Raw genomic sequence first — 23,133 nt, forward strand, 5'->3', positions numbered from 1 at the left:
GAAGCGACCTGTGCACGCAACGCCATGTCTCGTGCCATCATCGGCCGATGATGCGCCCCGACCTCAACCTCCTCGTCACCCTCGACGTCCTGCTCGAGGAGGGCAGCGTGACCCGCGCCGGGGAGCGCCTCGCGCTGAGCCCGTCCGCGATGAGCCGGTCGCTCGCGCGGCTGCGGCGGGCGACCGGCGACCCGCTGCTGGTCCGCTCGGGGCGCGGGCTGGTGCCGACCCCGCGGGCCGTCGAGCTGCGCGAGCGGGTGCGGGCCCTGGTGCGCGACGCCGGCGAGGTGCTGCGGCCCGCCGCCGGGCTCGACCTGGCCACCCTGACGAGGACGTTCACCGTACGCAGCAGCGACGGCTTCGTGGAGCGGTTCGGCCCCGCGCTGGTGGAGTCGGCCGGGCGGGAGGCGCCGGGCGTACGGCTGCGGCTGCTCCGGAAGACGAGGAAGGCGCTCGGGCAGCTGCGCGACGCCATCGACCTGGAGACCGGCGTGCTCGACGAGCCGGTCCCGCCCGGCATCCACAGCCGCCCGCTGTTCACCGACCGGTTCGTCGCCGTGGTACGCCCCGATCACCCGCTCGGCACCGGAAGGCCGACGACCGCGCGCTACGCCGCCGCCCGCCACGTGCACGTGTCCCGGCGCGGCCCGGACGAGGGCCTGATCGACGAGGCCCTGCGCCCGACCGGCCACCGCCGCGACATTGTGACGATCGTGGACGGCTTCGCCGCCGCGGTCGCGCTGGCCCGCGCCTGCGACCTGGTGGCGACGGTCCCCCGGCGCCACACCGAGAACCTGCGGCACGGCCTGCACTCCTTCGAGCTGCCGTTCCGCGCCCCCGAGGTGACGGTGTCGCTGCTGTGGCACGCCCGGCTCGACGCCGACCCGGCCCACCGCTGGCTGCGCGAGCGTGTGCTCCAGGTGTGCCGCGCGGACGAGTCCGGCTGATCGCGGATCGGCCGAAAGTCGCAGGGAACGCCCAGGAGTTCGGGACCGCGGTCCGATGCCGGGCACAGGCTCGGCGCGGATTCTTGGAGTCACCCCGCGAGAAGCCCAGGAGGATGCGATGTCGGCACGAGGAATGCTGAGCGTGGTCGGTACGGCCGTGGGCGGCCTCATCGGCTGGACCGAGGACCCGGCCCCCGCCGCCGACCCGGCCGCGGTGCGCGAGCTCTTCGCCCAGCTCGGCCTGGTCGTCGGCGCGGACGAGGAGTCGCTGGCCGCGGCCGTGCGCCGGTTCCAGGCCCGGGTCGGCCTGGAGACCGACGGCGTGGCGGGCCCGCGCACGGTGCACCTGCTCGCCCGCTATGCCAAGGAAGCCCGCGAACTGCACCGCTTCGAGCACGCCGCCTGACCGGCCGGACCGGCGAGAAGACCCGCCTGACCGGCCCGGACCGGCGAGGAACGCCGGCACCGGCGGCGGCCGGACCGGGATCAGGTCAGCGAGCGCAGCGCGGCCAGCCCGGGGAGCAGGAAGTACTCCCCGCCCCGGCAGGTCACCAGCGGACGCCGGACCGGCACGTGCACCGGCGACTCGCCCTCGACCAGCACCCGCGCGTGCGGCCCTCCGGCCGTGGTGAACACGTCCTGTTCGCCGCCGCGCCCGAAGACGTTGCCGTCGGCCATCCACTCCGTCTGCACGAACTCGAACTGGCGGCGGATGTCTCCCACCACCGCCAGGAACAGCAGGCCCCGCTCCCGGCCGTCGTCCGGCTCGCCCTCCGGCAGGTACGGACCGTACGGGATGCCCCGCCGCAGCATCAGGTGCCGGCGCGACAGCTTGCGGCCGCCGGGCAGGGTGTCCAGCGGGTTGGCCCGGCGTACGTGGGACGCCACCGGGCAGCCGTCCAGGGTGCGGCCGTCGCGCCCGCGGCCGACCAGCGCGGCCGCCGCATCGCCGGCGCCGCCCGCGAAGTGGCCCGCCACAGCCGCGACCGTCTCCCGGAACGCGGCCACGTCCTGCTCCAGCTTGCGGTAGACCAGGAAGCTGCCGTGCCGCACCAGGTCGGCGGGGAGCTCCCGTCCGGCCCGGTCCCCGTCGACGTCCGGCAGGCCGAGCACGAACTCCCCCGGCGGCAGCAGGTCCTCGGGCGCTCCCCGGTCGTACCCCTCGACCAACGGGGTGGAGAGGCCGTCGGCGAAGCCGAAGTGCTCGATGAACGTGCCGCCGGGCTCCCGCAGGCGCCGGCCCTCGCTCGTACCCGTGATCTCGACGCCACCCGCGGCCGTGACGCCCGCGCGCAGCTCGCGGACGACCGCGCCGAGGATGTCCGGGTTCGTGGCCGACACCATCAGCACGGCGTGCACGCCCTCGGTGCCGGTGAACGGCGCGGTCCAGGGTTCCGTCGCGCGGCCGGGGGACAACGCCGGCTCGCGGGCGGCCATGCCGGCCCGGAACTCCTCCGGGAACCGGTCCAGCCCGTCCACGCCCAGGGCGGCCAGGCCGTCGTGGCTCAGGCCGAGGTGCAGGGCGCGGTTCGGGCGCTCCTGGACGTCGGCCGCGGACGTGACGCGGGGGGCCACCGCGGCCAGCCAGGCGCGGGCCGCCGGGCGGTCGGTGAAGCGCAGGAACAGGTGCGTCGCGGCGTGATGGTGGCCGTACCCGCGCAGCACCATGCCCTGGATGTCGTCGAGCGGCAGCGGGCTGCGCCCCGGCGCGCGGACCGGCGCGGGCGGCCGGGCCGAGAAGGTCAGCGGGGGGATCCGGCCCCGGTCGCCGGCCGCGGCGAGCGCGGCCAGCCGGCGGCGCAGCGCCACGGCGTCGCGCAGCTCGGCGACCGTACCGTCGGGGGCGCCGCCGAACGTGTAGTCGGCGCGCTCGCTGCGGTCGGCGAAGAACCGGACGAAGTCCTCCGCCCGTTCGTGGCCCGGGTAGCCCGCGCAGTGGCCCCAGATCGCGTCGGCCTCCGGCCCCAGCGCGCGCAGGCCCGCGAAGAACCGCTCCGCCGGACCGTCCACGGTGGCCGTCATCAGCAGGTACGGGTGCGGCAGGTCGTCCGGCCGGGGCGCCCGGCCGCCGTGCACGACGAGGTCCAGCAACCGCGCCCGGCGGCCCCACACCGCCGGCCGGGTCTGCGCGACGGCGTGCTCCACCACGACCAGCCGGGCGAAGTGGACACCGGGGACGTGGGCGAAGGGCGTACCGATGCCGTGCAGGGCCTTGCGCAGTTCGGCCGCGCGGCCGTCCGCGACGCGGGCCAGGACGGTCACGGACCGGGTGCCACTGTCAGGTAGCCGGGGCATCGTCGCGCTCCCAGGTGTAGAGGTCGCTCTGGACGTCGTGCAGGAACCGCGGCCAGGCCGGATGGTCCGGGGCCGCCTCCGGGTCGAGGTCGCCGAAGTGCCCCCGGTACGCGTCCCGCACCCGCAGCGCGGCGGCCACCTCGGTCACCGACGACTCCGGGTAGGCCGCCCAGTAGTGGTCGACCGGCAGGTCGTTGTGCCGGATGTAGCGGCGGAACGGCTCGGTCGGCAGCGCCCCGGGGAAGCCGTACGACCAGCCCCAGATCAGCGCCATCCGCCGCGGGATGACGATGGAGAACGCGTCGATGTACTCGTCCCAGGACCCGTTGAAGTCGCTGCGGAAGAGCAGGTACGCGTACCGCGAGCGGCGCTCCTGGAACGGGAACCGGGTGATCACGCTCCAGTGCGCGAAGTGGATGAAGGACATCCGCTGCAGGTCACGGCTGGGGCCGAGGAGCTTGCGGACGTACAGGACGGCCCGCAGGGGCCCGGCCCACAGGCGCGGCATCGGGCTGAGCACGGTGAGCGCCGTGCCCCTGCCCGAGCGGGCGGTGACGGTCATGCTGTTCCCCTCCCAGGTCGGCCGGACGGGCCCGGCGGCGACCGGAATACACTCGGCCGATGATGCTCGGACGGACCGCCGAACGCGCATTGATCGACGCCCTTCTGACAGGAGCCCGCGAGGGGCGCAGCGACGCCCTGGTCGTTACCGGCGAGCCCGGCATCGGCAAGACGACGCTGGTCAAGTATGCGATCGAGCAGGCCGAGGGCATGCGGGTGCTGCGCGCCCGGGGCTTCGAGGCGGAGTCGGAGATCCCGTTCGCCGGCCTCGCCGATCTGCTGCGCCCGGTGCTGTCCGAGCTGGACACCCTGCCCGGCCCGCAGGCGGCGGCCCTGCGCAGCGCGCTCGCCCTGGGACCGCCGGTGGCCGGCGACCGCTTCTCGGTGTGCGCCGCCACGGTCGGCATCCTCGCCGCGGCGGCCGAGGAGACGCCGCTGCTGGTCGTGGTCGACGACCTCCAGTGGCTGGACGCCTCCTCGCGGGAGGCGGTGCTCTTCGCCGGCCGGCGGCTGCAGGCCGACGGCATCGCCCTGCTGCTGGCCACCCGCGACCCGGCCGACGCGGCCGAGCTGCGCTCGCCGCAGCTCGCGCTGAGCGGGCTGACCCTCGACGAGGTGGAGACGCTGGCCCGGGCCTCGATGCCCGCCCCGCCGGCCGGCGCCGCCGCGCGCCTGCACGCCGCGACGGCCGGCAACCCGCTCGGCGTGATCGAGCTGTGCCGCGAATGGACGGACCCGCTCGACGACCTCATCGGCGCGCCGCTGATGCCGACCGGGTCGCGGATCGAGCGGGCCCTGGGCTCGCGGCTCGCGCAGGTGCCCGAGCCCACCCGCCGGGCGCTGGTGCTGGCCGCGGCGGCGGTCGGCGGCGACATCGGCACCCTGCTGGCCGCGGCCCGCGCCTCCGGGCTCGGCCTGCGCGACTTCGCCCCGGCGGAGAAGGCCGACCTGGTCACCATCGACGAGCGGCGGATCGACTTCCGGCATCCGCTGCTGCGCTCGGTGGTCTACTACGGCGCCTCGATGGACGACCGGTGCGCCGCCCACACCGCGCTGGCCGCCGCCTTCGCCGGGGTGCCCGGGGACGCCGCCGCCGACGCCCGCGCCTGGCACCTGGCCGCCGCGACCCTGGAACCGGACGACGAGGTGGCCGCGGAGCTGGAGGAGGCCGCGAAGCGGGCGAGCGGCCGGGCCGGCTACGTCGCCGCCGCCCGCGCGTTCGCGCACGCCGCCCGGCTCAGCCTCGGCCCGGACCGGCCGCGCCGGCTGCTGCGCGCGGCCCGGTGCTGGCAGCTCGCCGGCCGCAACGACCAGGTGCTGCCGCTGCTGGACGAGGCGCTGCCGCTGACCACCGATCCGAGCCGCCGGGCGCTGATCCAGCACATGAGCGCGTACGTGCGGATGTGGCGTGCCCGCCCCGACCAGGCGCTGGAGCACCTGACCGCGGATGCCGAGGCCGTCGAGCGCGCGGACCCGAACCGGGCCGCACTGATGTATTCCGACGCCGCGATCCCGTACTTCATGGTCGGCCGGCTGGACGAGTTGCAGGCGGCGGTCGGGCGGGCGCACGAGCTGGGCGTCCGGGTCGGCGGCGCGGCCCGGCTGGTCGCCACGGTCGCGTACGCCGGCGGCCGGGCGCTGGCCGGCGAGCGGGAGCACGCCGTCCGGCTGCTCGAGGACTCCCACCCCGAGCTGCTGCGCGCCGACCCGCTGGTCCGCGCCCAGGAGATCTGCCACGCCGCGCTGACCTGGATCTGGCTGGAGGGCTACGACCGGGCGGGCGAGCTGGTGGACCGGGTGATCGACGCGGCCCGCTCGACCGGCGCGGTGGGCGTACTGCCGCAGGCGCTGGGCATCGAGTCCGAGCTGCATTTCCGGGTGGGGCGCTGGCACGACGCCCGGGCCAGCGCCGCGGAGAGCCTGCGGCTGGCGAGCGAGACCCGGTCGGCCAATCTGTACGGCCTGTTCTTCGCCGGCCGCCTCGACGCGGTGCAGGGACGCCCGGACGACTGCCGGCGCCGGGTGGCCCGCACCGACGAGGTGGCGCAGCGGCTCGGCATCGACTGCATGTCCCTCTACACCGGCCACGAGCTGGGGTTGCTGGCGCTCGGGCAGGGCGACGCCGCGGAGGCGATCGTCCGGCTGGAGGCGGTGCGCGCGCTCCCGGTGGTGCGCCAGATCCGCGAGCCGGCCATCGTCGGCTGGGTGTTCGACCTGGTGGAGGCGTACGTCCGGGCCGGGCGTACGGACGAGGCGCGGGCGCTGCTCGACGCGCCGGAGGCCGCGGGCGACGGCCCCTGGACGCGGGCGGCGGCGCTGCGGTGCCGGGCCCTGCTCGCCGGGCCGGCCGAGATGGAGGCCGCCTTCGAGGCCGCGCTGGCGGCGGAGGCGTGCGCGCTCATGCCGTTCGAACGGGCCCGCACCCAGCTCTGCTACGGGGAGCGGCTGCGCCGGAACCGGCAGCGCGCGCAGGCCCGGCGCCGGCTCGAGGACGCGCTGGAGACGTTCGAGCGCCTGGGCGCCCGCCCGTGGGCGGACAAGACCCGCTCGGAGCTGCGGGCCACCGGCAGCACGGTCGCCCGGTCCACCGCGGCCCTGCCCGGCCTCACCCCGCAGGAGCTTCAGGTGGCGCTGGTGGTGGGGCGCGGCGCCACCAACCACGAGGCGGCGGCGACCCTCTTCCTGAGCCAGAAGACGATCGAGTACCACCTCAGCAACATCTACCGCAAGACCAACATCCGCTCCCGTACGGAGCTGGCGGGCATCGCGGCCGGCGGGGAGGCCTGAGACCCCCGGGTTCAGTGCCACGCGCCGGACCCCAGGCCGCTGCCCTCGAGCTCGGTCCGCAGTTTGCGCAGCGAGCGCATCCGGGTGGGACCGATGCTGCCCACCGGCATGTGATTGATCCGGGCGAACTCGGCGTAGCCCGGGGCGTTGTTGGCGCTGAGCGAGACGAGCAGCGTCCGGGCCGGCGGTGGCAGCCGGTCGACGTGCTGCCAGAGCAGGGCGTGCATGCTGCGGTCGAGGGCCGCCCGCTCCGGCTGCGGCTCCCGCTCGTCGGGCCGGTCGGGCTGCTGCTCCAGGCCGACGACCTCACGCCGGGAGTGGCGCAGCAGCTGGAGGCACTCGCGCCGGGCGACGGTCGCGAGCCAGCCGCCGACCCGGTCCGGGTCCCGCAGGTCGCCGAGGTGCTCGACCATGCGCAGCCAGGTGTTCTGCACGGCGTCCTCGGCGTCGGCCTCGGACAGCCGGAACGCCCGGACCGTCCACCACACCAGCGCCTCGTACCGCTTGATCAGCTTCTCGCAGGCCCGCCGGTCGCCGGCCTGCGCCTCCCGGATCGTTGTCCGGCTGCCGTCGGAGTCGTCGATCACCATCGTCGTGCCCTTCGCCCGAGCCGTCTCACCCACCCGTTCGACGCTAGGGATCGCGGCACCCCGGGGAATCCGGGCGCGACCCTAGTCCCGAGGACCTCACACCCTGGGGTACGTACTAAAGGGTGGTGTCGGTGATCCGATCGGTTCGGGGTCGATGGGCTGTATCACGCGGGCCGTCCGGCAGCCGTAGGGTGGCCGTCCACAGTGCTCTCCCGCTCCGGAAGGACAGTTCGTGCGTATCGGCCTCAACCTCCCGCACTACGGCTCGCTGACGAGCCCCGAGGCCGTCTCCGGGGTGAGCCGCGCGGCGGAGGACCTCGGCTTCGACAGCCTGTGGACCGGCGACCGGATCCTCGCCCCGCTGCGGCCCACCGACCGCTACCCGGGCGGCGACGGCGTCATGCCCGCCGAGATGGTGACCTATCTGGACCCGCTCACGGCGCTCGCCTTCGCCGCCGCAGGTACGTCGCGCATCCGGCTCGGCACCAGCACCCTCAACGCGCCCTGGTATCCGCCGGTGCTGCTGGCCCGTACGCTCACCACCCTCGACGTGCTCAGCCGCGGCCGGCTCGACGTGGGTCTCGGGCTCGGCTGGCAGCGCGACGAGTACGCGGCGGTCGGCGTGCCCTGGTCCGAGCGGGGCGCGCGCCTCGACGAGACCCTCGACGTCCTCGAGAAGATCTGGGGGCAGGAGGTCGTCGCGCACGAGGGGGCGGCCTTCCGCGTAGCGGAGAGCCGGATCCTGCCCAAGCCCGCGCAACGGCCGAGGCCGCCGATCCTGCTCGCGGGCCTCACGCCCCGGGCCATGAGCCGCATCGCCCGGCGCGCCGACGGCTGGCTCGCGGTCGGCCTGCCGCTGCCCTACCTGCGCGCGCTCCGGCAGCAGGCCCGCACCGAGGCGGAGGCGGCCGGCCGCGACCCGGGCGCGCTGCGGGTGGTGCAGCGCCTCAACCCGCGGCTGTCCGGCTCGCCGGCGGACCCCGCCCGGGTGCCGGCGACCGGGACGCTGCGGCAGATCGCCGACTACGCGAAGGCCGCCGCCGCGGACGAGGTCTTCGTCGACCTCAGCCTGACGGTGAGCTCCGAGGCCGAGATGCTCGACGTCGCCGGGACCTTCCTCGAGCTGATGCGGGCGGGCTGAGCGGCGCCGGTACAGGCATGCACCACCACCCCGGGCCGGCGGCGTTACGGTCGCCCCCATGACGCCACGACCGACCGCGGACCCCACCATCGGCGAGCGCATCCGGGCCCGCCGCCAGCTCCGCGGATGGAGCATCCGGTACGCCGCCAGCCGCGCCGGCCTGTCCCACCCCTCCTGGAGCCGCATCGAACGGGGGCTCCAGGCGGCCGACAACCGGTTCGTGCTGGCCGAGATCGCCGGGGCGCTGGACTGCGCACCGGCCGACCTCGCCGGCACCGGAGTCCCGGCCGCCGACCGGGCCGCCGTGGCCGCGCAGGCGGCGGTGCAGGCCGTCCGTCGGGCGCTGGTCGACCTCGACCTCGGGGAACCGGCCGACCGGCCCGCCCCCGCGGTGGACGGGCTCGCGCGGACCCTGGCCCTCGCCGACACCCTGCGGCAGGCCTGCGACTACGCCGGGACCGCCCGGCTGGCCCCCGGCCTGCTGCGGGACCTGCACGCGGCGGCGGGCGGCCCGGACCGCGGGCGGGCGCTGCGCCTGCTCTGCGACGCCGCCTTCATCGCCTCGTCGGTGCTGCGCAACCTGGGGCATCCCGCGGAGGCGTGGCTCGGCGCCGAGCGGTGCCGCGACGCGGCCGACGCCGCCGGGGACCCGGTGCTGCGGGGGTACGCCGCCTACGCACGGGCCACCGCGGCCACCGCCTGCGGCTCGTACGACCGGGGACTCGCCCTGGCCGGGCGGGCGGTGGACGAGCTGCGCCCGCACGCGGGGCAGCCGGGCGGCACGGCGGTCCTCGGCTCGTTGCAGCTGCTCTGCGCGTACGCGGCCCGGGGCAGCCGGCGCCCGGACGACAGCCGCGCCTGGGCGGACGACGCGGCGGCGCTGGCCCGGCGCACCGGCGAGACCACCACGATGGGCCTGTACTTCGGGCCCATCAACGTCGGGATCTGGCGCATCGGCATCGAGGTCGACGGCGGGGACCCGGGCCGCGCGGCGCAGGTCGCCCGCGCCACCGAGCCGTCGGCGATCCCGGCGGGGTTCCGGCAGGTGTACTACTACGCCGACACGGCCCGCGCCCTGGCCCGGCTGCGCGGCCGGGACCGGGAGGCGATCCGCTTCCTGCTCGTCGCCGAGCGCCTGGCCCCGCAGCACGTGCACACCTCGGCCCTGGCCCGGGAGACGACCCGGGCCCTGCTGGATCGTTCCCGCCGCCAGGCCGGCGGCACCGAGCTACGCGGCCTGTGCGAACGCATGCAGGTGGCCTGACCCCTCACCCCCGCCGGCGCCGCGGGCCCTCACGCCGGCGCCGCGGGCCCTCCCTGCCGGCGCGGACGGGCCCTCACTGCCGGCGCGGCGGGCCCCACACCGCCGGCGCGGGCGGGCCCTCATTGCCGGCGCGGCGGGCCGAAGTGGTGGGCCTGGCTGCGGGAGGCGCGCAGGCGCAGGAAGCCCGCGCCCGCCGAGACGCCGGTGATGACGATCAGCGCCGCGATCACGATCTGGTGCCCGAGCGCCACCCGGTCCTGCGACTCGGCGGCGGCCGGGCTCAGCCAGGACTCGCGCCCGGCGGGCGGCGCGGCCGCGGCGGCTGCCGGGCTCTGAGCGTCCGGGGGTACGGCCACCGCCCCGGGCTCGGCCGACCGGGACGCCTTCGGGGTGGGCTTCTTCGCCGGCCCCGCCACGGCGGTCCTCGTCCGCGCCTGCTTGAACACCAGGTCGGAGCAGGAGTAATAGGTGTCCGGCGTGCTGGACGTCTGCCACACCGTGTAGAGCACGTGCCGGCCGGACCGGTCCTTCGGCAGCTTCACGCTCATCCGGTACGCGCCCCCGCGCAGCGGCGGATCCTTGATCTCGGCCAGCGGCGTCAGATCGCCCCAGCCCAGCGGCTTGCGCGGGTCGTAGCCGGCGCCGGTCAGGTAGAGCCGGAACGTGCCCTCGTGCGGGATCGTCCCGGCGTACGTGACGCTCAGCGTGGTGCCGGCGGCGACCCTGGTCGACGGCCAGTCGGTGCGGGGCAGGTCCAGGCCCTGGAATTCGGGCAGGTCGCCGCTGCACAGGTTGCCGTCCGGGATGAACTGGCGGTCCTTGCCGGCGACGTCGGGCACCCGCAGGTTGTCGAAGCTGCCGAACGGACGGCCGTTCGCGGCCCGCGCCGCCCGGCACGCCGCGGCGTCCGCCTCCTCGCCGCCCGCGGCGCAGGCCGCCGTGCGGCTGATCGGGGAGGTCGGGGCGCCGTGGGCCAGCGCCGGCACCGCCGGAAGCACGGCCACGGCCGCGGCGATCCCACCCGAGACGGCGAGAGCGGCGATACGGCGGACGGACCTCATGCGACCTCCTCGGCGGCACCCGCGCGGGCTGAGCGGGCCCACGGCGGACAGTACGGAGGGCGGCCCTCGATCGTTCACCACGCCGGGTGGCGCTGCCCGAAAGCACAGCGGGCTGTGGTTGCATGGCCATGCAGGCAATCAACACAGGAGGACACATGGAAAAGCCCGACGTCGGCCCCATCACCGGTGAGCCGCCGGCCGAGCTCGTCGTGGAGGACCTCGTCGTCGGCGACGGCGACGAGGCCAAGCCCGGACACCAGGTCAGCGTCCACTACGTGGGCGTCGCGTTCTCCTCGGGCAAGGAGTTCGACGCGTCGTACAACCGCGGCTCGGCCTTCGAGTTCGGCCTCGGTGGCGGGCAGGTCATCAGCGGATGGGACCAGGGCGTGGCCGGCATGAAGGTCGGTGGCCGCCGCAAGCTCACCATTCCCCCGCACCTGGGCTACGGCGCGCGCGGCGCCGGCGGCGTGATCAAGCCGAACGAGACCCTCATCTTTGTGGTGGACCTGCTCGGCGTGCGCTGAGCCAGGGCCGGCAGGCCGTACGGGCCGGGACGGGCGTCGCCTGCTCCGGCCCGTTACTGTCGGTGTTCCCCGGGGCCTGGTGGGGGTGCGGGGCCGGGTCGAACGGCTCGCCGAGGGGGATCATCGGGCCGCCTTGAGGTCGGCGCAGCCGGTCTCGCCGGGCAGCAGCGGGCGGAAGGTGAGGGTCCAGCCGTTGCCGCCGGAGATCCACGGCGTGGTGGCGTGCGCGTCCTTCGCCGCGGCGAGGACCGCGTCGCGCTGCTCGCCGGTCACGGTCACGCAGCTGAGCTTCAGCGCCGCGGTCAGCGGCTCGCCGGGCAGCGCCGGCCCGGGCCACTCGACCGTCTTCGGCCGCGCCGGCAGGTCGTCGCCGGGTTCCACGTACGGCCGGACGACGGCGGCCAGGATCTCGGGCTCGTACGGCTTCGCGCCGGGCCCGGCGGCGAGCTTCTCCGCGCTGTCGAGGAACCCGGCCAGTTTCGTGCGGGCCTGCTTCTGCGCCGCGGTGAGCCGGGCGTCGTCGGGCCGCGCCTCGCGCAGGGCGTTGGCGGCTACCCTCTGCTCGCCCGCATCGGTGACCACGGTCACCTCGGTCGTGGTGGCGTCGGCGACACCGGGCTGCCCGTAGTCGGCGCCCTGCCGGACCCCGGCCGCGACGGCCTGCCGGGTCAGCTCGGCCACCTGCGCCGCGGAGATCGTCCGAACCAGGACGTTCGGCAGGGCGGGGCCGGGGTAGATCGCCGTGGTCGGGCCGGTGAAGATCACCCGGCCGTCGGCGTACACGCTGAGGTCGGGCAGCCGGCCGGCGAGCGCGTCCGGGCCGACGAAGCCGCCGGTCTGCGCCACCCGCAGGACCAGCGCGTCGGGGCCCGCGGACGGGCCGGGCGGCGCCGCGGGCGACGGGGAGTCGCCGGGGGCGTCGGCGGCCGGCTGAGCGCAGGCCCCGAGGAGGATCAGCGTGGCGGCGGCAGCGGCCGTACGCAGGCCGCGAAGTGACGTCATGACCGTCCGACGTACCCCCCGGCCGTCCGGTTCCCACCCGCGCGGGAAAAATCCGGCTACTTCACCGAACCGAGGGACAACCCCTGCACCAGTTTGTCCTGGGCGGCGAACCCGGCCACCAGCACGGGCAGCGAGACCACGAAGGCGGCGGCGCACAGCTGGGCCAGGAACAGTCCCTGGCTGGTGACGAAGCTGGTCAGGAACACCGGGGCGGTCTCCGCGACGGTGGCGGTCAGCACCCGGGCGAAGAGCAGCTCGTTCCAGCTGAAGATGAAGCAGATCAGCGCGGTCGCCGCGATGCCGGGCATGACCACCGGGGCGATCACCGAGCGCAGGGTCCGGCTCAGGTTCGCGCCGTCCATGGACGCGGCCTCGAGCATCTCCACCGGCACCTCGGACAGGAACGAGCGCATCATCCAGACCGCGATCGGCAGGTTCATCGAGGTATAGAAGACGACGAGCAGCCAGATGTTGTCGAGCAGGCGGGCGTTCTGGGCGAACAGGTACAGCGGGAGCAGGCCCGCGACGACCGGGAGCATCTTGGTGGAGAGGAAGAAGAACAGGACGTCGGTCCACTTCTTCACCGGGCGGATGCTGAGGGCGTACGCGGCGGGGAACGCGAGCAGCAGCACCAGGGCCGTCGACAGGACGCTCGCGGTGAGCGAGTTCAGCAGTGGCGGCCACGGACTGGCTCCACCGCCGAAGAACTCCCGGTAGCCCTCCAGCGTCAGCGGCGCCAGCACGGACGGCGGGTTGGTCGCGGCGTCCGCCTCGCTGTGGAGGGAGGTCAGCACCATCCAGACCACGGGCAGCACGAACAGGATGCCGACGATCCAGGCCAGCAGGGTCAGCCAGGCTCCGCCGCGTTCGCGGCGCTTGCCTGCCGGGGCGGTGCCGGTGCTGCTCATCGGCCCGTGTCCGCTCTGAACAGCGACGAGACGGTACGCAGGGCGAACGTCGCGATGATGATCGTGCCGAGCACCACCACGACCGCGGCGGCCGAGGCCCGTCCGTAGTCGTGGGCCTGGTAGAAGATCTGGTAGATCGTGTACGGGAGGTTCGCCGTACCCAATCCGCCGGAGGTGATCGTGAAGACCGCGTCGAAGTTCTGGACGATGTAGATCGAGCCGAGCAGCGCGCCGAGCTCCAGGTACTGACGCAGGTGCGGCAGCGTCATGCTGCGGAAGATCTGCCAGCCGCCGGCGCCGTCGATGCGCGCCGCCTCCACCACGTCCAGCGGGCGCCCCTGGAGACCGGCGAGCAGGATCAGCATCATGAACGGCGTCCACTGCCACACCAGCGCGAAGATCACCGACCAGAGCGGCATGTTGCTGATCCAGTCGGGCTGGGGCGGGTCGTCCGCGCCGAACAGCTTCCAGAGCCCGGTCAGCGCGCCGTTGAAGAGGCCGTACTCGGGGTTGTAGAGGGCGTGCTTCCACAGCAGCGCCGCCGCGACCGGCACCACCAGGAACGGGGCGATCATCATGGTGCGCACCGCGCCCCGCCCCCGGAACCTGCGGTCCAGCAGCAGGGCGATCCCCAGGCCCAGCAGCAGGCTGATCAGCACCACGCCGGCGGTCAGCAGGATGGTGGTCCACACGGCGTCGCGCATGTTGACGTCGGTGAAGACCCTCCGGAAGTTGTCCACCCCGGCGAAGCCGACCTCGTCCGGGTAGTACGCGTTCCAGTCCATGAAGGAGATGACCAGGGTCGCCACGAACGGCAGCTGGGTCACCACGATCATGAAGATCAGCGCGGGGAGCAGCGGGGCGCGGCGGGCCCACCCGGCCGCGCGGCGGGCTTTGCCGGGCGGGCGCCCCGCTGCGCCGGACCGGGTGCCGGCCTGTTCGGCGACGGACGTCATCACACCTCAGCCCTCCTTGCGCGACCGGTAGCGCTCGGCGACATCCTCGGCCAGCCGCTGACCGCGCTCGAGGGCCTCGCCCACGCTCATCTGCCCGGCTATCGCGGAGCTGACGTACTGCGAGACCTGGGTACCGAGGTCGGTGAACTCGGGGATGTCGACGAACTGGATGCCGAGCGCGGGCCGGGGCTGCACCCCGGGGTTGCGCGGGTCGGCGCTCGCGATGGCGTCCCGGGTCGGCTCGGCGAACGCCGCCGCCACCTTGAGGTACTCCTGGTTCCCGTACGTGGACGCCCGCTTGCCGGCCGGCACGCGGGACCAGCCGAGCCGGTCGCCGACGAGTTGCTCGTACCGCTTGGACGAGGCCCAGGAGATGAACTTCCAGGCGTTGTCCCTCTTCTCGCTGGCCTGCTGGATGCTCCAGGACCACGCGTAGAGCCAGCCGGAGGCGGGGGTGCGGACCACCGGGGCGGCCGCGTACCCGATCCGGCCCTTGACCGGGGAGCCGTCCGCCTCGAGGGTGCCCGCGGCGCTGGTGGCGTCGTACCACATGGCGGCGTTGCCCTGGACGAGGTTGTTGAGGCACTCGGTGAAGCCGGCCTGCGGTGCGCCGGTCTCGCCGTACGTCCGCACCAGGTCGACGTAGAACTCGGTGGCCTGGCGGAACTCGGGGGCGTCGACCCGGGCGTTCCATCCGGCGTCGAACCACGTACCCCCGAAGGTGTTCACGACCGTGGTGAGCGGGGCGAAGATCTGGCCCCAGCCGGGCTGGCCGCGCAGGCAGATGCCGGCCATGCCGGGCTGCCTGCCGTCCACCCGGGCGGCGATGTCGGCCACCTGCTGCCACGTCGGCCTCGGTGGCATCGTGATCCCCGCCGCGTCCAGGACGTCCTTGCGGTACATGAGGAACGAGGATTCGCCGTAGAAGGGCTCGCCGTAGAGCTTGCCGTCGTCGGCGGTCAGCGACCCGGTCATCGGCGGCAGGATGTCGGCCTGGTCGAACTCCGGGTCCGCGGCCAGATAGTCGTCGAGCGGGGCGATCCACTTGCTCTTCGCGTAGATCGGGATCTCGAAGTTGCTCAGCGACGCGACGTCGTACTGTCCGGCCTGGCTGGAGAACTCCTGGCTGATCTTGTCGCGGACGTCGTTCTCCGGCAGCACGGTGAAGTTGACGCCGATCCCCGTCTCGCGGGTGAAGTGCTCGGCGGTGAGCCGCTGCAGGTCGATCATCTGCGGGTTGTTGACCATGAGGACGTCGATGCTGTTCGCCCCGCCGGAGCCGGCACCGGTGCCGCCCCACCCCGCGCATCCGGCCGGCGCCGCGACGAGGAGGGCGGCGGCTGCCCCGGTCAGGGCCACCCGGATCCGTGCGCGAGCCATGGGCCCTCCCCGGCGAGGCGGACATCGAGACCGGCGACTGTGACGCCGGTAACATTCCGGGGATCAGTACATGCCTGTGATCGACACAATGTCAACCGTTGGTCACGTTCTGCTGCATAAATGACCGTCTACATCATGATGACCGTCCTCAGACGATCACCCGCGCCGCCCGGCCGCGCACCGCCACCACGTCGCCGGGCCGCAATTGCCGGCCCCGCCGTGTGTCCACTTCACCGTTCACGGTCACGTCTCCGGAGGCGATCAGGATCTTCGCCTCTCCCCCGGTGTCGATGAGATCGGCGAGCTTGAGAAACTGTCCGAGTCTGATCATGTCGCTGCCGACGGGCACCTCTCGCATGCGACCATCATGCGCCACGGCCCCGGGAAGATTTTCGGCGCGGCGTTGAACCATTCGCGCCCGCGAGCCGAACTACCCGGCGTGACTCGACTCGAGAAGCACCGCCGGGCGGGCGTGCTCGCCGCCACCACCGCCGCGGGCGTGCTCGGCCTCGCGGCCCCGGCCGCGGCCGACGCGACGGTCAGCCCGGCCGCCGTGCCCCAGGGCAGCGGCCAGAACGTCGCGTTCACCGTGACCAACACGGGGCAGAGCCCGATCACCCGGGTCAGGCTGGTTCTGCCCGCGGACCAGCCGGTCGCCGAGGTCTATCCGCTCTCCGTGCCGGACTGGGCGCCGCAGATCGAGCACCGCAAGCTGGACAAGCCACTGGACAGCATCCACGGCGGCGGCACCCAGGTCACCGAGACCGCCGCCTCGATCACGTGGATCGCGATGCCCGGCAAGACGCTGCCGCCGGGCCGGTCGGCCGACCTGACCGTCGCGCTCGGGCCGCTGCCGACGACCGGCTCGCACATGAGCTTCACCGTGCAGCCGACGTACGCGGACCCGGCCAAGGGCGCACCCATGCCGCCGGTCGTGCTGAACCTGACGCCGGCCGCCCCGGGCCAGGCGGCGGCCGGGCACGGCGGCCACGGCGGCACGGCGGCCGGGGACACGACCGGCTCCGACGCCGACGCGGCGACCTTCGCGGCCATGGCGGACGCGGCGGACGACGGGCCGGGCTTCTGGACCATCGCCGGCTGGGTCGTCGCGGCCCTCGCCGCGGCGGGCGGGGCCGTCGCGGTCCTGCGCTCGCGGCGCCGCACCGAAACTTCCCCGGCGGCTCCGGCCGGGGAATCGGCCGCTCCTACCGGGGAAACGGCCGCTCCGGCCGGGGGAACGGCTGCTCCGGCCGGGGAAGCGGCGGCGGAACGCGAGCTGGTGCCGGCGGGTAAGCCGCGGGTCACCGCGTGGAGGTACAAGGACGGCCCGGAGGAATGACGGACGTCCCGCGCAAGGTGGGCGCGGGCCTGTCGTGATGACGCGCGTGGGGCGCTGACCACGACATGCGGGTGGGGTCCAGGGCAAGACCCACGACCTGCGTACGGCGGGGCGGAGAAGGCCACTTCTCCGCCCCGCTGTGGTTCTACTGCACCGAGACGGTGCGCGGGGTCCGAAGGGCCTCGATGATCTCCTGCTGGACGCGGTCGGCCCGGTCGTGCGGGACCTGGCACGTGCCGGCCGCGAGGTGGCCGCCGCCGCCGTAGCGGAGCATCACCTCGCCGATGTCCACCGGCGACGTGCGGTCGAGGATCGACTTGCCGCACGCGAACACCGTGTTCTGCCGCTGGAAGCCCCAGATGACGTGCACGGACACCCGCGCCTCCGGGAACAGCGCGTACACCATGAACCGGTTGCCGGCGAAGATCGTCTCCTCCTCCCGCAGGTCCACCACCACGACGTCGCCATCCATCCGGCAGACCCGCTGGAGCTGCTCGACGAACATGGCGGACGAGTCGCGGTACATGTCCACCCGCTCGGCCACGTCGGGCATCCGCAGGATCTCGTCGATGCCCATCTGGATGCACGCGTCGATGAGCGTGCGCATCAGCTCGAAGTTGCCGACCCGGAACTCGCGGAAGCGGCCCAGGCCCGTACGGCTGTCCATGATGAAGTTGAGCAATGTCCAGCCGGTGGGATTCAGGATGTCGTCGATGGTGTAGTCGGCCGAGTCGGCCTGGTCCACGGCGCGCATGAGGTCGTCGGGCACCTCCGGGAAGCGCTCGGCGCCGCCGTAGTACTCGAAGACGACGCGGGCCGCCGAGGGCGCGTCGGCATTGATGATGTGGTTCGGCCGGTCCCCCTGGTTACGCAACGTCTCGGAGTGATGGTGGTCGAACACCAGGTGGGCACGGGGGTGATACGGCAGGTTGGTAAGAATGTCACGCTCAGTGATATCGGCCGTGCCGTCCTGGACGTCCTTCGGGTGCACGAACTTGATGTCGTCGATGTCGATGACGTTCATGAACTTGAGCAGCACGGCGCAGACCAGGCCGTCCATGTCACTGCGGGTCACGAGCCGGTACCTCACGAGCTTCTCCCTCTGCCGGGCGGCGGCTTACTTCCTACTTTGCCACTTTTGAGGCTATGGCCCTGGTCGCATCGGCGTACCGGTTTGATCCGGGGAGCGCTCGCGCTGCGTAAAGTTCAGGCGGAAGCTCACGTACGCGGTCGGAGGAAGACCTGACGATGGACAACGTTCCCCAGCTCGCACAGGACCGCAACGCCCCGCCCGCCACGCTGGTGATCTTCGGCGCGTCCGGCGACCTGACCCGCCGCAAGCTGCTGCCGGCCGTCGAGAGCCTGGCGCGGCACAACCGGCTCCCCGGCGAGTTCGCGCTCGTCGGCGTCGCCCGCACGCCGATGGAGGACCAGCAGTTCGCCGACAGCGCCCTCGGCAGCCGCAGCCTGGCGGACAAACCGCAACTCCAGGGCGGAATCAGGTACGTCTCGGGCGGCTACGACGACCCGGCGACGTACAAGCGGCTCGCCGAGGTGCTCGACGAGCTGGACGCCACCCGGGGCACGTCCGGCAACCGCATCTTCTACCTCTCCACCCCCGCCGAGGCGTTCGAGCCGGTGATCAACGGCCTGGCCGGCGCGGGGCTGAACCACGCGCGCGAGGGCTCGTTCTCCCGGCTCGTCATCGAGAAGCCGTACGGCAAGAACCTCGACACCGCCCGCCAGCTCGACGGCATCGTGCATGCCGCGTTCGACGAGCCTCAGGTCTTCCGCATCGACCACTACCTGGGCAAGGACACCGTCCAGAACGTGCTGGCGCTGCGCTTCGCCAACGCGATCTTCCAGCCCATCTGGAACCGCTCCTGGGTCGACCACGTGCAGATCACGGTCGCCGAGACGCTGGGCGTCGGCACCCGCGGCGGGTTCTACGAGCACGCCGGCGCGATGCGCGACATCGTGCAGAACCACGTGCTCCAGGTCCTCGCGCTCGCGCTGATGGAGCCGCCGGCCTCGTTCGACGCCGAGGGGCTGCGCAACGAGAAGGTCAAGCTGCTCCAGGCGATCCGCCTCCCCACCGATCGCGACATCGCCGACCTGGCGGTGCGCGGGCAGTACACCCGGGGCGGCACGCGCGAGGACCTGATGGCCGGCTACCGCGAGGAGGTCGGCGTCGACCCGCTGTCGCGCACGGAGACGTACGCGGCCATGCGGCTCAACGTCGACAACTGGCGGTGGGCGGGGGTGCCGTTCTACGTGCGTACCGGCAAGCGGCTGCCGGCCCGGGTCACCGAGGTCGCGCTGCAGTTCCAGCGCCCGCCGCACCTGCCGATCCCGACCGCGCAGCTCACCGAGCTCGACGCCGACGCGCTGATCCTGCGGATCCAGCCCAACGAGGGCATCTCGCTGCGCTTCGGTGCCAAGGTCCCGGGCCACTCGTTCCGGGTGCGCACGGCCAGCATGGACTTCTCGTACGAGCAGACGTTCCGCGAGGAGTCCCCGGAGGCCTACGAGCGGCTGCTGCTCGACGCCCTGCTCGGCGACCCCACGCTGTTCATCCGCACCGACGAGGTCGAGCAGTGCTGGCGCATCGTCGACCCGATCATCGAGCACTGGGCCAACGACCAGTCCCCGATCCCGACGTACGAGGCGGCCTCCTGGGGTCCCACCGACGCCGACCGCCTCATCGGCCGCAGCGGCCGCAAGTGGCGCAACGAGCTGTAGGGCGGCCACCGGCGGATTCCGCCCACCGGTGGCGAGGGCGCCGGGAACGGCTGGGCGTCGTTCCCGGTGTCCCCGCCACCGACTTCATCGGGGCGGAATCCCGGCCGCGCGAAGCGCGGCCAAGGCGGAGTCGGCATGGACGTTCGGGTCGCGTTCGGCGTGGATCACCTCGAGCACCGTGCGGTCGGTGTCGATGACGAAGGTCATCCGCTTGGTGCTGAGCGGGCCGAGCGGCAGCTTGCGCTTGACCCCGTACGCCGCGGCCACCTCGCTGCCGACGTCGGCGAGCAGCGGATAGTCGAAGCCGTTCAGGTCGGCGAACTCCTTCTGCCGCTCGACCGCGTCCCGGCTGATGCCGACGCGCTGCACGCCCGCCTCCCGGAACTCCGCGGCGAGGTCACGGAACATGCAGGCCTCGGCCGTGCACACGTTGGTCATCGCCGCGGGGTAGAAGAACAGCACCACCGGCCCGGCGGCCAGCAGCTCGCTCAGCCGGCGCTGCTCGCCGTGCTGGTCGGGGAGGGAGAAGTCGGGCGCGGAGTCACCTTTGTCGATCGTCACCCGGCAACCGTACGCGCCGTGAATTCGCCCGCGCGGTACAGCTCGCCTAGGCTGGAGCCACCCACCGATCCGCCCCGGCGAACCACGGCTGACCCCTGCCCGCCCCCGACGAAAGCGACACCCCCCATGCAGGTCTCGGTCGCTCACCACCCACCGAACACGGCCGTGCTGACGCTGCGCGGCTCGCTCGACATCGACACCGCGCCCTCGCTCAAGGCCAACCTGAGCCGCCTCGTGGACCGGCCCAGCCCCCGGGTCGTGGTCGACCTCTCGGGCCTGGATTTCTGCGACTCGATGGGGGTCGGTGTGCTGGTCACGGCGCACGGCCGGGCCATGGAGCGCGGCGGCTGGGTGCGCCTCGCCACGCCGTCGGGCTTCCTGCACCGGCTGCTGCACACGCTGGGCCTCACCGACTACCTGTCGCTGCACGACGACGTGGAGACCGCGCTGAAGGACTGACCCGCCCCCGGCGGATCAACGACAGTCGATGCCTGCGCGATCCCGGCACTCCTATGCTCGGCTGACAGTTGGACCACGGGAGGTCGGCATGAGGCTCTTCTTCAGACGTTCGATCATGACCGCGGCACTGTCCGCCGGCGTCGTCGCGGCCACCGCGACCGGCGCTGTTCCCGCGTCGGCCGGGCAGCGGGCGCTCGCCTGGGAGTGCCCGTCGGGCAACGTCTGCGTCTGGACCGGCTCCTACGGCACCGGCTCGCGCTGCCTGTGGAGCGACGCGGACAACGACTGGCAGGCCGGCGGGATCAGGTGCTCGTGGGCCGCGAGCCAGCCGGTCCGTTCGATCTACAACAACGGCACGAACAGCAGCTACGCCGGGGTGGCGCTCTACCGGGCGGCGAACTATCAGAACTTCCACTGGTGCGTCCCGCAGGGCACCCTCCGCAACGACGAGAACGTCTATCTGCGCTCGCACCGCTGGGTGTCGAGCGCGACCGGCTGCGTCGCCTGACGTTGCGGACCGGACGGTCCTCCGCCGGCCCGCCCCGAGGGGCGGGCCGGCGGTGTCACGAACGGGTCAGCTGGTGACGCCGAAGACGATCCGACCCAGCGTGTCCTCCGTGCCGGCGAAGCCCTCGGCCGGGCTGAACCGGTCGTGGACGAAGTCGACGTCGGGGTCGTCGGCCGTACCGCCGACGCCGTCCGGGCCGACGCCGAAGAGCACGTCGAAGTTGATGCCGCCGGCGTCCATGAGGTTGGGCGTCTCGTCGGCGTTGTCGGTGTGCCAGTTGCCGAAGAAGTGGCCCGCCTCGTGGGCGGTCACGTTGCCGACGGCCTGGCCCACGAACGCGATCCGGTCGCTGTCGGCGGTGAGGTACGTGTTCAGCGAGGGCGCGCTGCCGGCCGGTTCACTGAGCACGTCCTGCAGCACCAGGGCGGTCTCCTCGGTCTCGAAGTTGCCCGGGTCGATGCTCTGCGCGATGCCGATGGTGGGCACGCCGGACTCGTCGATGGTGCCGCCGATGATGATCCGGCTGACGTTCTTCTGACCCCACGGGTCCGCGTGGTCCTTGCTGTTGAGGATCTTCAGCTTGAACCTGCTGTTGAGGCCGCTCTCGATCAGGTCCTGCTTGAGGTTCTCGGTGACCGTGGCGACCACCGTGTCGATGAGCGCGTCCTCCTGCACGCTCGGGATGCCCCACTTGGCGAGGAAGGCCGAGAACGGGCTCAGCGTGACGTTGCCCGTACCGCCGAAGACGCCGGTGTTGACCCGCTCCCCGTCGAAGTCGAGGAACAGCGTCTGGGTGGGCTTGTCGCCCTCCAGCGGCGGCCGGTAGCCCTCGACGGTGATGTCGTAGCTGCCCTTGCCCTGGGAGACGCCGATGTAGTGCCAGCCCGCCTTCGTCGCGACGTAGTCGGTGACAGCCCGGCCGCCGCCCGGCAGCTTGCTGTCCATCGGGTAGATGAAGGTGAGGTCCTGGTCGGAGCCGTGCGCCTCACGCGGGTCGGTGTCGTAGACGGTCAGGTACGCCGCCGCGCCCTTCGACGACGCGCCGAGCACGTCGCCGGCCTTGAGGTTCACGGCGAAGAAGTCCACGTCCGACGAGGCCGCCGTGATGGTCACCGTGTACGGGCCCTCGCTCGCCCCGCCGTCGCCGCTGGCCGGGTCGAACGGATCGGCCGGCAGGCCACTGTAGGCGGCGACGACCGCGTAGTACGTCCCCGAGGTGGGCACGTCGTACTTCAGCAGGCTGTCGAACCCGTCGGCGTCGTCGTTGGCGGCGACGATCGTGCCGTCCGGCGTGTAGAGGGCGACGAGCGTGTCGAGGTCGCCGGTGGGAGTGTCGGTGTCGACGGTGATGGTCTGGCCCGCCGTGGCGGCCAGCTTGTAGAAGTCGAAGTCGTTGGTGCCGGTGCCGGCCGAGCCGTGCGGACCGTCGCCGACCTGGGCCGAGGTGACGATCGCGGCCCGGCTGCTGCCGATGCCGGTCTCCCCGGCGAGCGGGATGGAACCGTCGTCCTCCGGGGTCGCCGCCCGGCTCTGCGGGGTGGCCGACTCGGGGTCGAGCGAGCCGAGGATGCGGATCGCCGCGTCCTGCTTCTTCCCGGTGCCGAAGTTCTTGATGAGCTGGGCGGACGCCGGGTTGTCGTTGGAGCCGAACGTGCCGTCGGGCTCGTTCTCGTCGACGACGACCGCCGAGGCGGCCTTCGCGGCGGCGGACGGCGCGCCCTGGGCCTTGAGCCGGGCCGCGAGCTTGCCCGCGGCCTGCTTCTTCGCGTAGTTGGCCCAGCCGCTGTAGTCGGCCTTCGCCGCGTCCGGGAGCATGGAGAGGTACGGGTTCGGCCCGGCGGGCCGGGCACCCAGGGCGGCCTTCGGAGCCACCGGGATGCCGGCGGCCAGCGAGACCTGGTCGGCGGGGCTGAGCCCCGGATCGGACGGTTTCGGTGCGGCCTGTGCCACGCCCGGCAGGAGCGTGGCGAGCCCTAGCACGACCGCGCCGACGGTCGCGATGCTTCGTCGCATCAGGAATCCCCCTTCAGCACGTCCGGGCCCCCGCCGCGGACGGCAGTGTGGACGCTACTGAAGAGGCCCATCAATATCTAGGGCTGTCAATGACC

Annotated in this window: 22 protein-coding genes; 10 read left to right on the forward strand and 12 right to left on the reverse strand. The window is 73.4% G+C overall.

What is annotated here, in order from left to right:
- The first annotated feature begins 47 nt into the window (after positions 1 to 47).
- Together CLV70_RS03075 and CLV70_RS03080 are read left to right on the forward strand one after the other, a co-directional pair.
- Entirely contained in the window at positions 48 to 947 is a 900-nt protein-coding gene (locus CLV70_RS03075) for a LysR family transcriptional regulator (protein WP_106124746.1), read from the forward strand.
- Between the two features lie 118 nt (positions 948 to 1,065).
- On the forward strand, positions 1,066 to 1,353 hold the full coding sequence (locus CLV70_RS03080; RefSeq protein WP_106124747.1) for a peptidoglycan-binding protein: 288 nt from the start codon (positions 1,066 to 1,068) through the stop codon (positions 1,351 to 1,353).
- An 80-nt stretch (positions 1,354 to 1,433) separates the two neighbouring features.
- Here CLV70_RS03080 and CLV70_RS03085 read toward each other — a convergent pair whose 3' ends face one another.
- Together CLV70_RS03085 and CLV70_RS03090 are read right to left on the reverse strand one after the other, a co-directional pair.
- Positions 1,434 to 3,242 (reverse strand): Dyp-type peroxidase, encoded by a 1,809-nt coding sequence (locus CLV70_RS03085; RefSeq protein WP_146163940.1) that lies wholly within the window; start codon positions 3,240 to 3,242, stop codon positions 1,434 to 1,436.
- Positions 3,226 to 3,804, reverse strand: a complete 579-nt coding sequence (locus CLV70_RS03090; protein ID WP_106124749.1) for a hypothetical protein — start codon at positions 3,802 to 3,804, stop codon at positions 3,226 to 3,228. The genes CLV70_RS03085 and CLV70_RS03090 overlap by 17 nt, the downstream gene beginning before the upstream one ends.
- 59 nt (positions 3,805 to 3,863) lie before the next feature.
- On the opposite strand from CLV70_RS03090, the gene CLV70_RS03095 reads away from it, so the two are divergent.
- The gene (locus CLV70_RS03095) at positions 3,864 to 6,590 is read left to right on the forward strand and encodes a helix-turn-helix transcriptional regulator (protein WP_106124750.1); all 2,727 of its coding nucleotides are present in this window, start codon (positions 3,864 to 3,866) and stop codon (positions 6,588 to 6,590) included.
- Positions 6,591 to 6,601: 11 nt separating this feature from the next.
- Here CLV70_RS03095 and CLV70_RS03100 read toward each other — a convergent pair whose 3' ends face one another.
- Positions 6,602 to 7,213, reverse strand: coding sequence for an RNA polymerase sigma factor (locus tag CLV70_RS03100; protein ID WP_146163941.1), 612 nt, complete (start codon positions 7,211 to 7,213; stop codon positions 6,602 to 6,604).
- A 199-nt stretch (positions 7,214 to 7,412) separates the two neighbouring features.
- On the opposite strand from CLV70_RS03100, the gene CLV70_RS03105 reads away from it, so the two are divergent.
- Together CLV70_RS03105 and CLV70_RS03110 are read left to right on the forward strand one after the other, a co-directional pair.
- Positions 7,413 to 8,321 (forward strand): TIGR03619 family F420-dependent LLM class oxidoreductase, encoded by a 909-nt coding sequence (locus CLV70_RS03105; protein WP_106124752.1) that lies wholly within the window; start codon positions 7,413 to 7,415, stop codon positions 8,319 to 8,321.
- A gap of 58 nt (positions 8,322 to 8,379) precedes the next feature.
- Positions 8,380 to 9,585, forward strand: a complete 1,206-nt coding sequence (locus CLV70_RS03110; RefSeq protein WP_106124753.1) for a helix-turn-helix domain-containing protein — start codon at positions 8,380 to 8,382, stop codon at positions 9,583 to 9,585.
- Between the two features lie 119 nt (positions 9,586 to 9,704).
- Here CLV70_RS03110 and CLV70_RS03115 read toward each other — a convergent pair whose 3' ends face one another.
- Entirely contained in the window at positions 9,705 to 10,646 is a 942-nt protein-coding gene (locus CLV70_RS03115; RefSeq protein ID WP_106124754.1) for a lytic polysaccharide monooxygenase, read from the reverse strand.
- 155 nt (positions 10,647 to 10,801) lie between these two features.
- On the opposite strand from CLV70_RS03115, the gene CLV70_RS03120 reads away from it, so the two are divergent.
- Positions 10,802 to 11,170, forward strand: a complete 369-nt coding sequence (locus CLV70_RS03120) for an FKBP-type peptidyl-prolyl cis-trans isomerase (RefSeq protein WP_106124755.1) — start codon at positions 10,802 to 10,804, stop codon at positions 11,168 to 11,170.
- 120 nt (positions 11,171 to 11,290) lie between these two features.
- Here the strand turns inward: CLV70_RS03120 and CLV70_RS03125 are convergent, their stop codons facing one another.
- The 5 genes from CLV70_RS03125 to CLV70_RS03145 form a co-directional block, all read right to left on the reverse strand.
- Positions 11,291 to 12,172, reverse strand: a complete 882-nt coding sequence (locus CLV70_RS03125) for a hypothetical protein (protein ID WP_106124756.1) — start codon at positions 12,170 to 12,172, stop codon at positions 11,291 to 11,293.
- Positions 12,173 to 12,228: 56 nt separating this feature from the next.
- Positions 12,229 to 13,080, reverse strand: coding sequence for a carbohydrate ABC transporter permease (locus CLV70_RS03130; RefSeq protein ID WP_106124757.1), 852 nt, complete (start codon positions 13,078 to 13,080; stop codon positions 12,229 to 12,231).
- Positions 13,077 to 14,036, reverse strand: coding sequence for a carbohydrate ABC transporter permease (locus CLV70_RS03135; RefSeq protein WP_106124758.1), 960 nt, complete (start codon positions 14,034 to 14,036; stop codon positions 13,077 to 13,079). The genes CLV70_RS03130 and CLV70_RS03135 overlap by 4 nt, the downstream gene beginning before the upstream one ends.
- Positions 14,037 to 14,042: 6 nt before the next feature.
- On the reverse strand, positions 14,043 to 15,416 hold the full coding sequence (locus CLV70_RS03140) for an ABC transporter substrate-binding protein (RefSeq protein ID WP_106124759.1): 1,374 nt from the start codon (positions 15,414 to 15,416) through the stop codon (positions 14,043 to 14,045).
- Between the two features lie 148 nt (positions 15,417 to 15,564).
- Positions 15,565 to 15,774 (reverse strand): RNA-binding S4 domain-containing protein, encoded by a 210-nt coding sequence (locus tag CLV70_RS03145; protein ID WP_106124760.1) that lies wholly within the window; start codon positions 15,772 to 15,774, stop codon positions 15,565 to 15,567.
- Between the two features lie 81 nt (positions 15,775 to 15,855).
- On the opposite strand from CLV70_RS03145, the gene CLV70_RS03150 reads away from it, so the two are divergent.
- The gene (locus CLV70_RS03150) at positions 15,856 to 16,755 is read left to right on the forward strand and encodes a DUF1775 domain-containing protein (protein WP_158277687.1); all 900 of its coding nucleotides are present in this window, start codon (positions 15,856 to 15,858) and stop codon (positions 16,753 to 16,755) included.
- 145 nt (positions 16,756 to 16,900) lie between these two features.
- Here CLV70_RS03150 and CLV70_RS03155 read toward each other — a convergent pair whose 3' ends face one another.
- Positions 16,901 to 17,845: an exopolyphosphatase gene (locus tag CLV70_RS03155; protein ID WP_106124762.1), complete on the reverse strand. Its 945-nt coding sequence runs from the start codon at positions 17,843 to 17,845 to the stop codon at positions 16,901 to 16,903.
- A gap of 158 nt (positions 17,846 to 18,003) precedes the next feature.
- Here CLV70_RS03155 and zwf point away from each other — a divergent pair, with 158 nt between their 5' ends.
- The gene (gene zwf, locus CLV70_RS03160; protein ID WP_106124763.1) at positions 18,004 to 19,497 is read left to right on the forward strand and encodes a glucose-6-phosphate dehydrogenase; all 1,494 of its coding nucleotides are present in this window, start codon (positions 18,004 to 18,006) and stop codon (positions 19,495 to 19,497) included.
- An 84-nt stretch (positions 19,498 to 19,581) separates the two neighbouring features.
- Here zwf and CLV70_RS03165 read toward each other — a convergent pair whose 3' ends face one another.
- Positions 19,582 to 20,058, reverse strand: a complete 477-nt coding sequence (locus tag CLV70_RS03165) for a peroxiredoxin (protein ID WP_106124764.1) — start codon at positions 20,056 to 20,058, stop codon at positions 19,582 to 19,584.
- A 126-nt stretch (positions 20,059 to 20,184) separates the two neighbouring features.
- Between CLV70_RS03165 and CLV70_RS03170 the strand changes: the two genes are divergently transcribed.
- Entirely contained in the window at positions 20,185 to 20,517 is a 333-nt protein-coding gene (locus tag CLV70_RS03170) for an STAS domain-containing protein (protein ID WP_106124765.1), read from the forward strand.
- 115 nt (positions 20,518 to 20,632) lie between these two features.
- Positions 20,633 to 21,025, forward strand: coding sequence for a peptidase inhibitor family I36 protein (locus CLV70_RS03175; RefSeq protein ID WP_158277688.1), 393 nt, complete (start codon positions 20,633 to 20,635; stop codon positions 21,023 to 21,025).
- Between the two features lie 66 nt (positions 21,026 to 21,091).
- On the opposite strand, the gene CLV70_RS03180 is transcribed toward CLV70_RS03175, so the two are convergent.
- The gene (locus tag CLV70_RS03180) at positions 21,092 to 23,038 is read right to left on the reverse strand and encodes a PPC domain-containing protein (protein WP_106124767.1); all 1,947 of its coding nucleotides are present in this window, start codon (positions 23,036 to 23,038) and stop codon (positions 21,092 to 21,094) included.
- Between the last annotated feature and the right edge of the window lie 95 nt (positions 23,039 to 23,133).

This window comes from Pseudosporangium ferrugineum (genome assembly GCF_003002065.1).
Taxonomy (GTDB): domain Bacteria; phylum Actinomycetota; class Actinomycetes; order Mycobacteriales; family Micromonosporaceae; genus Actinoplanes; species Actinoplanes ferrugineus_A.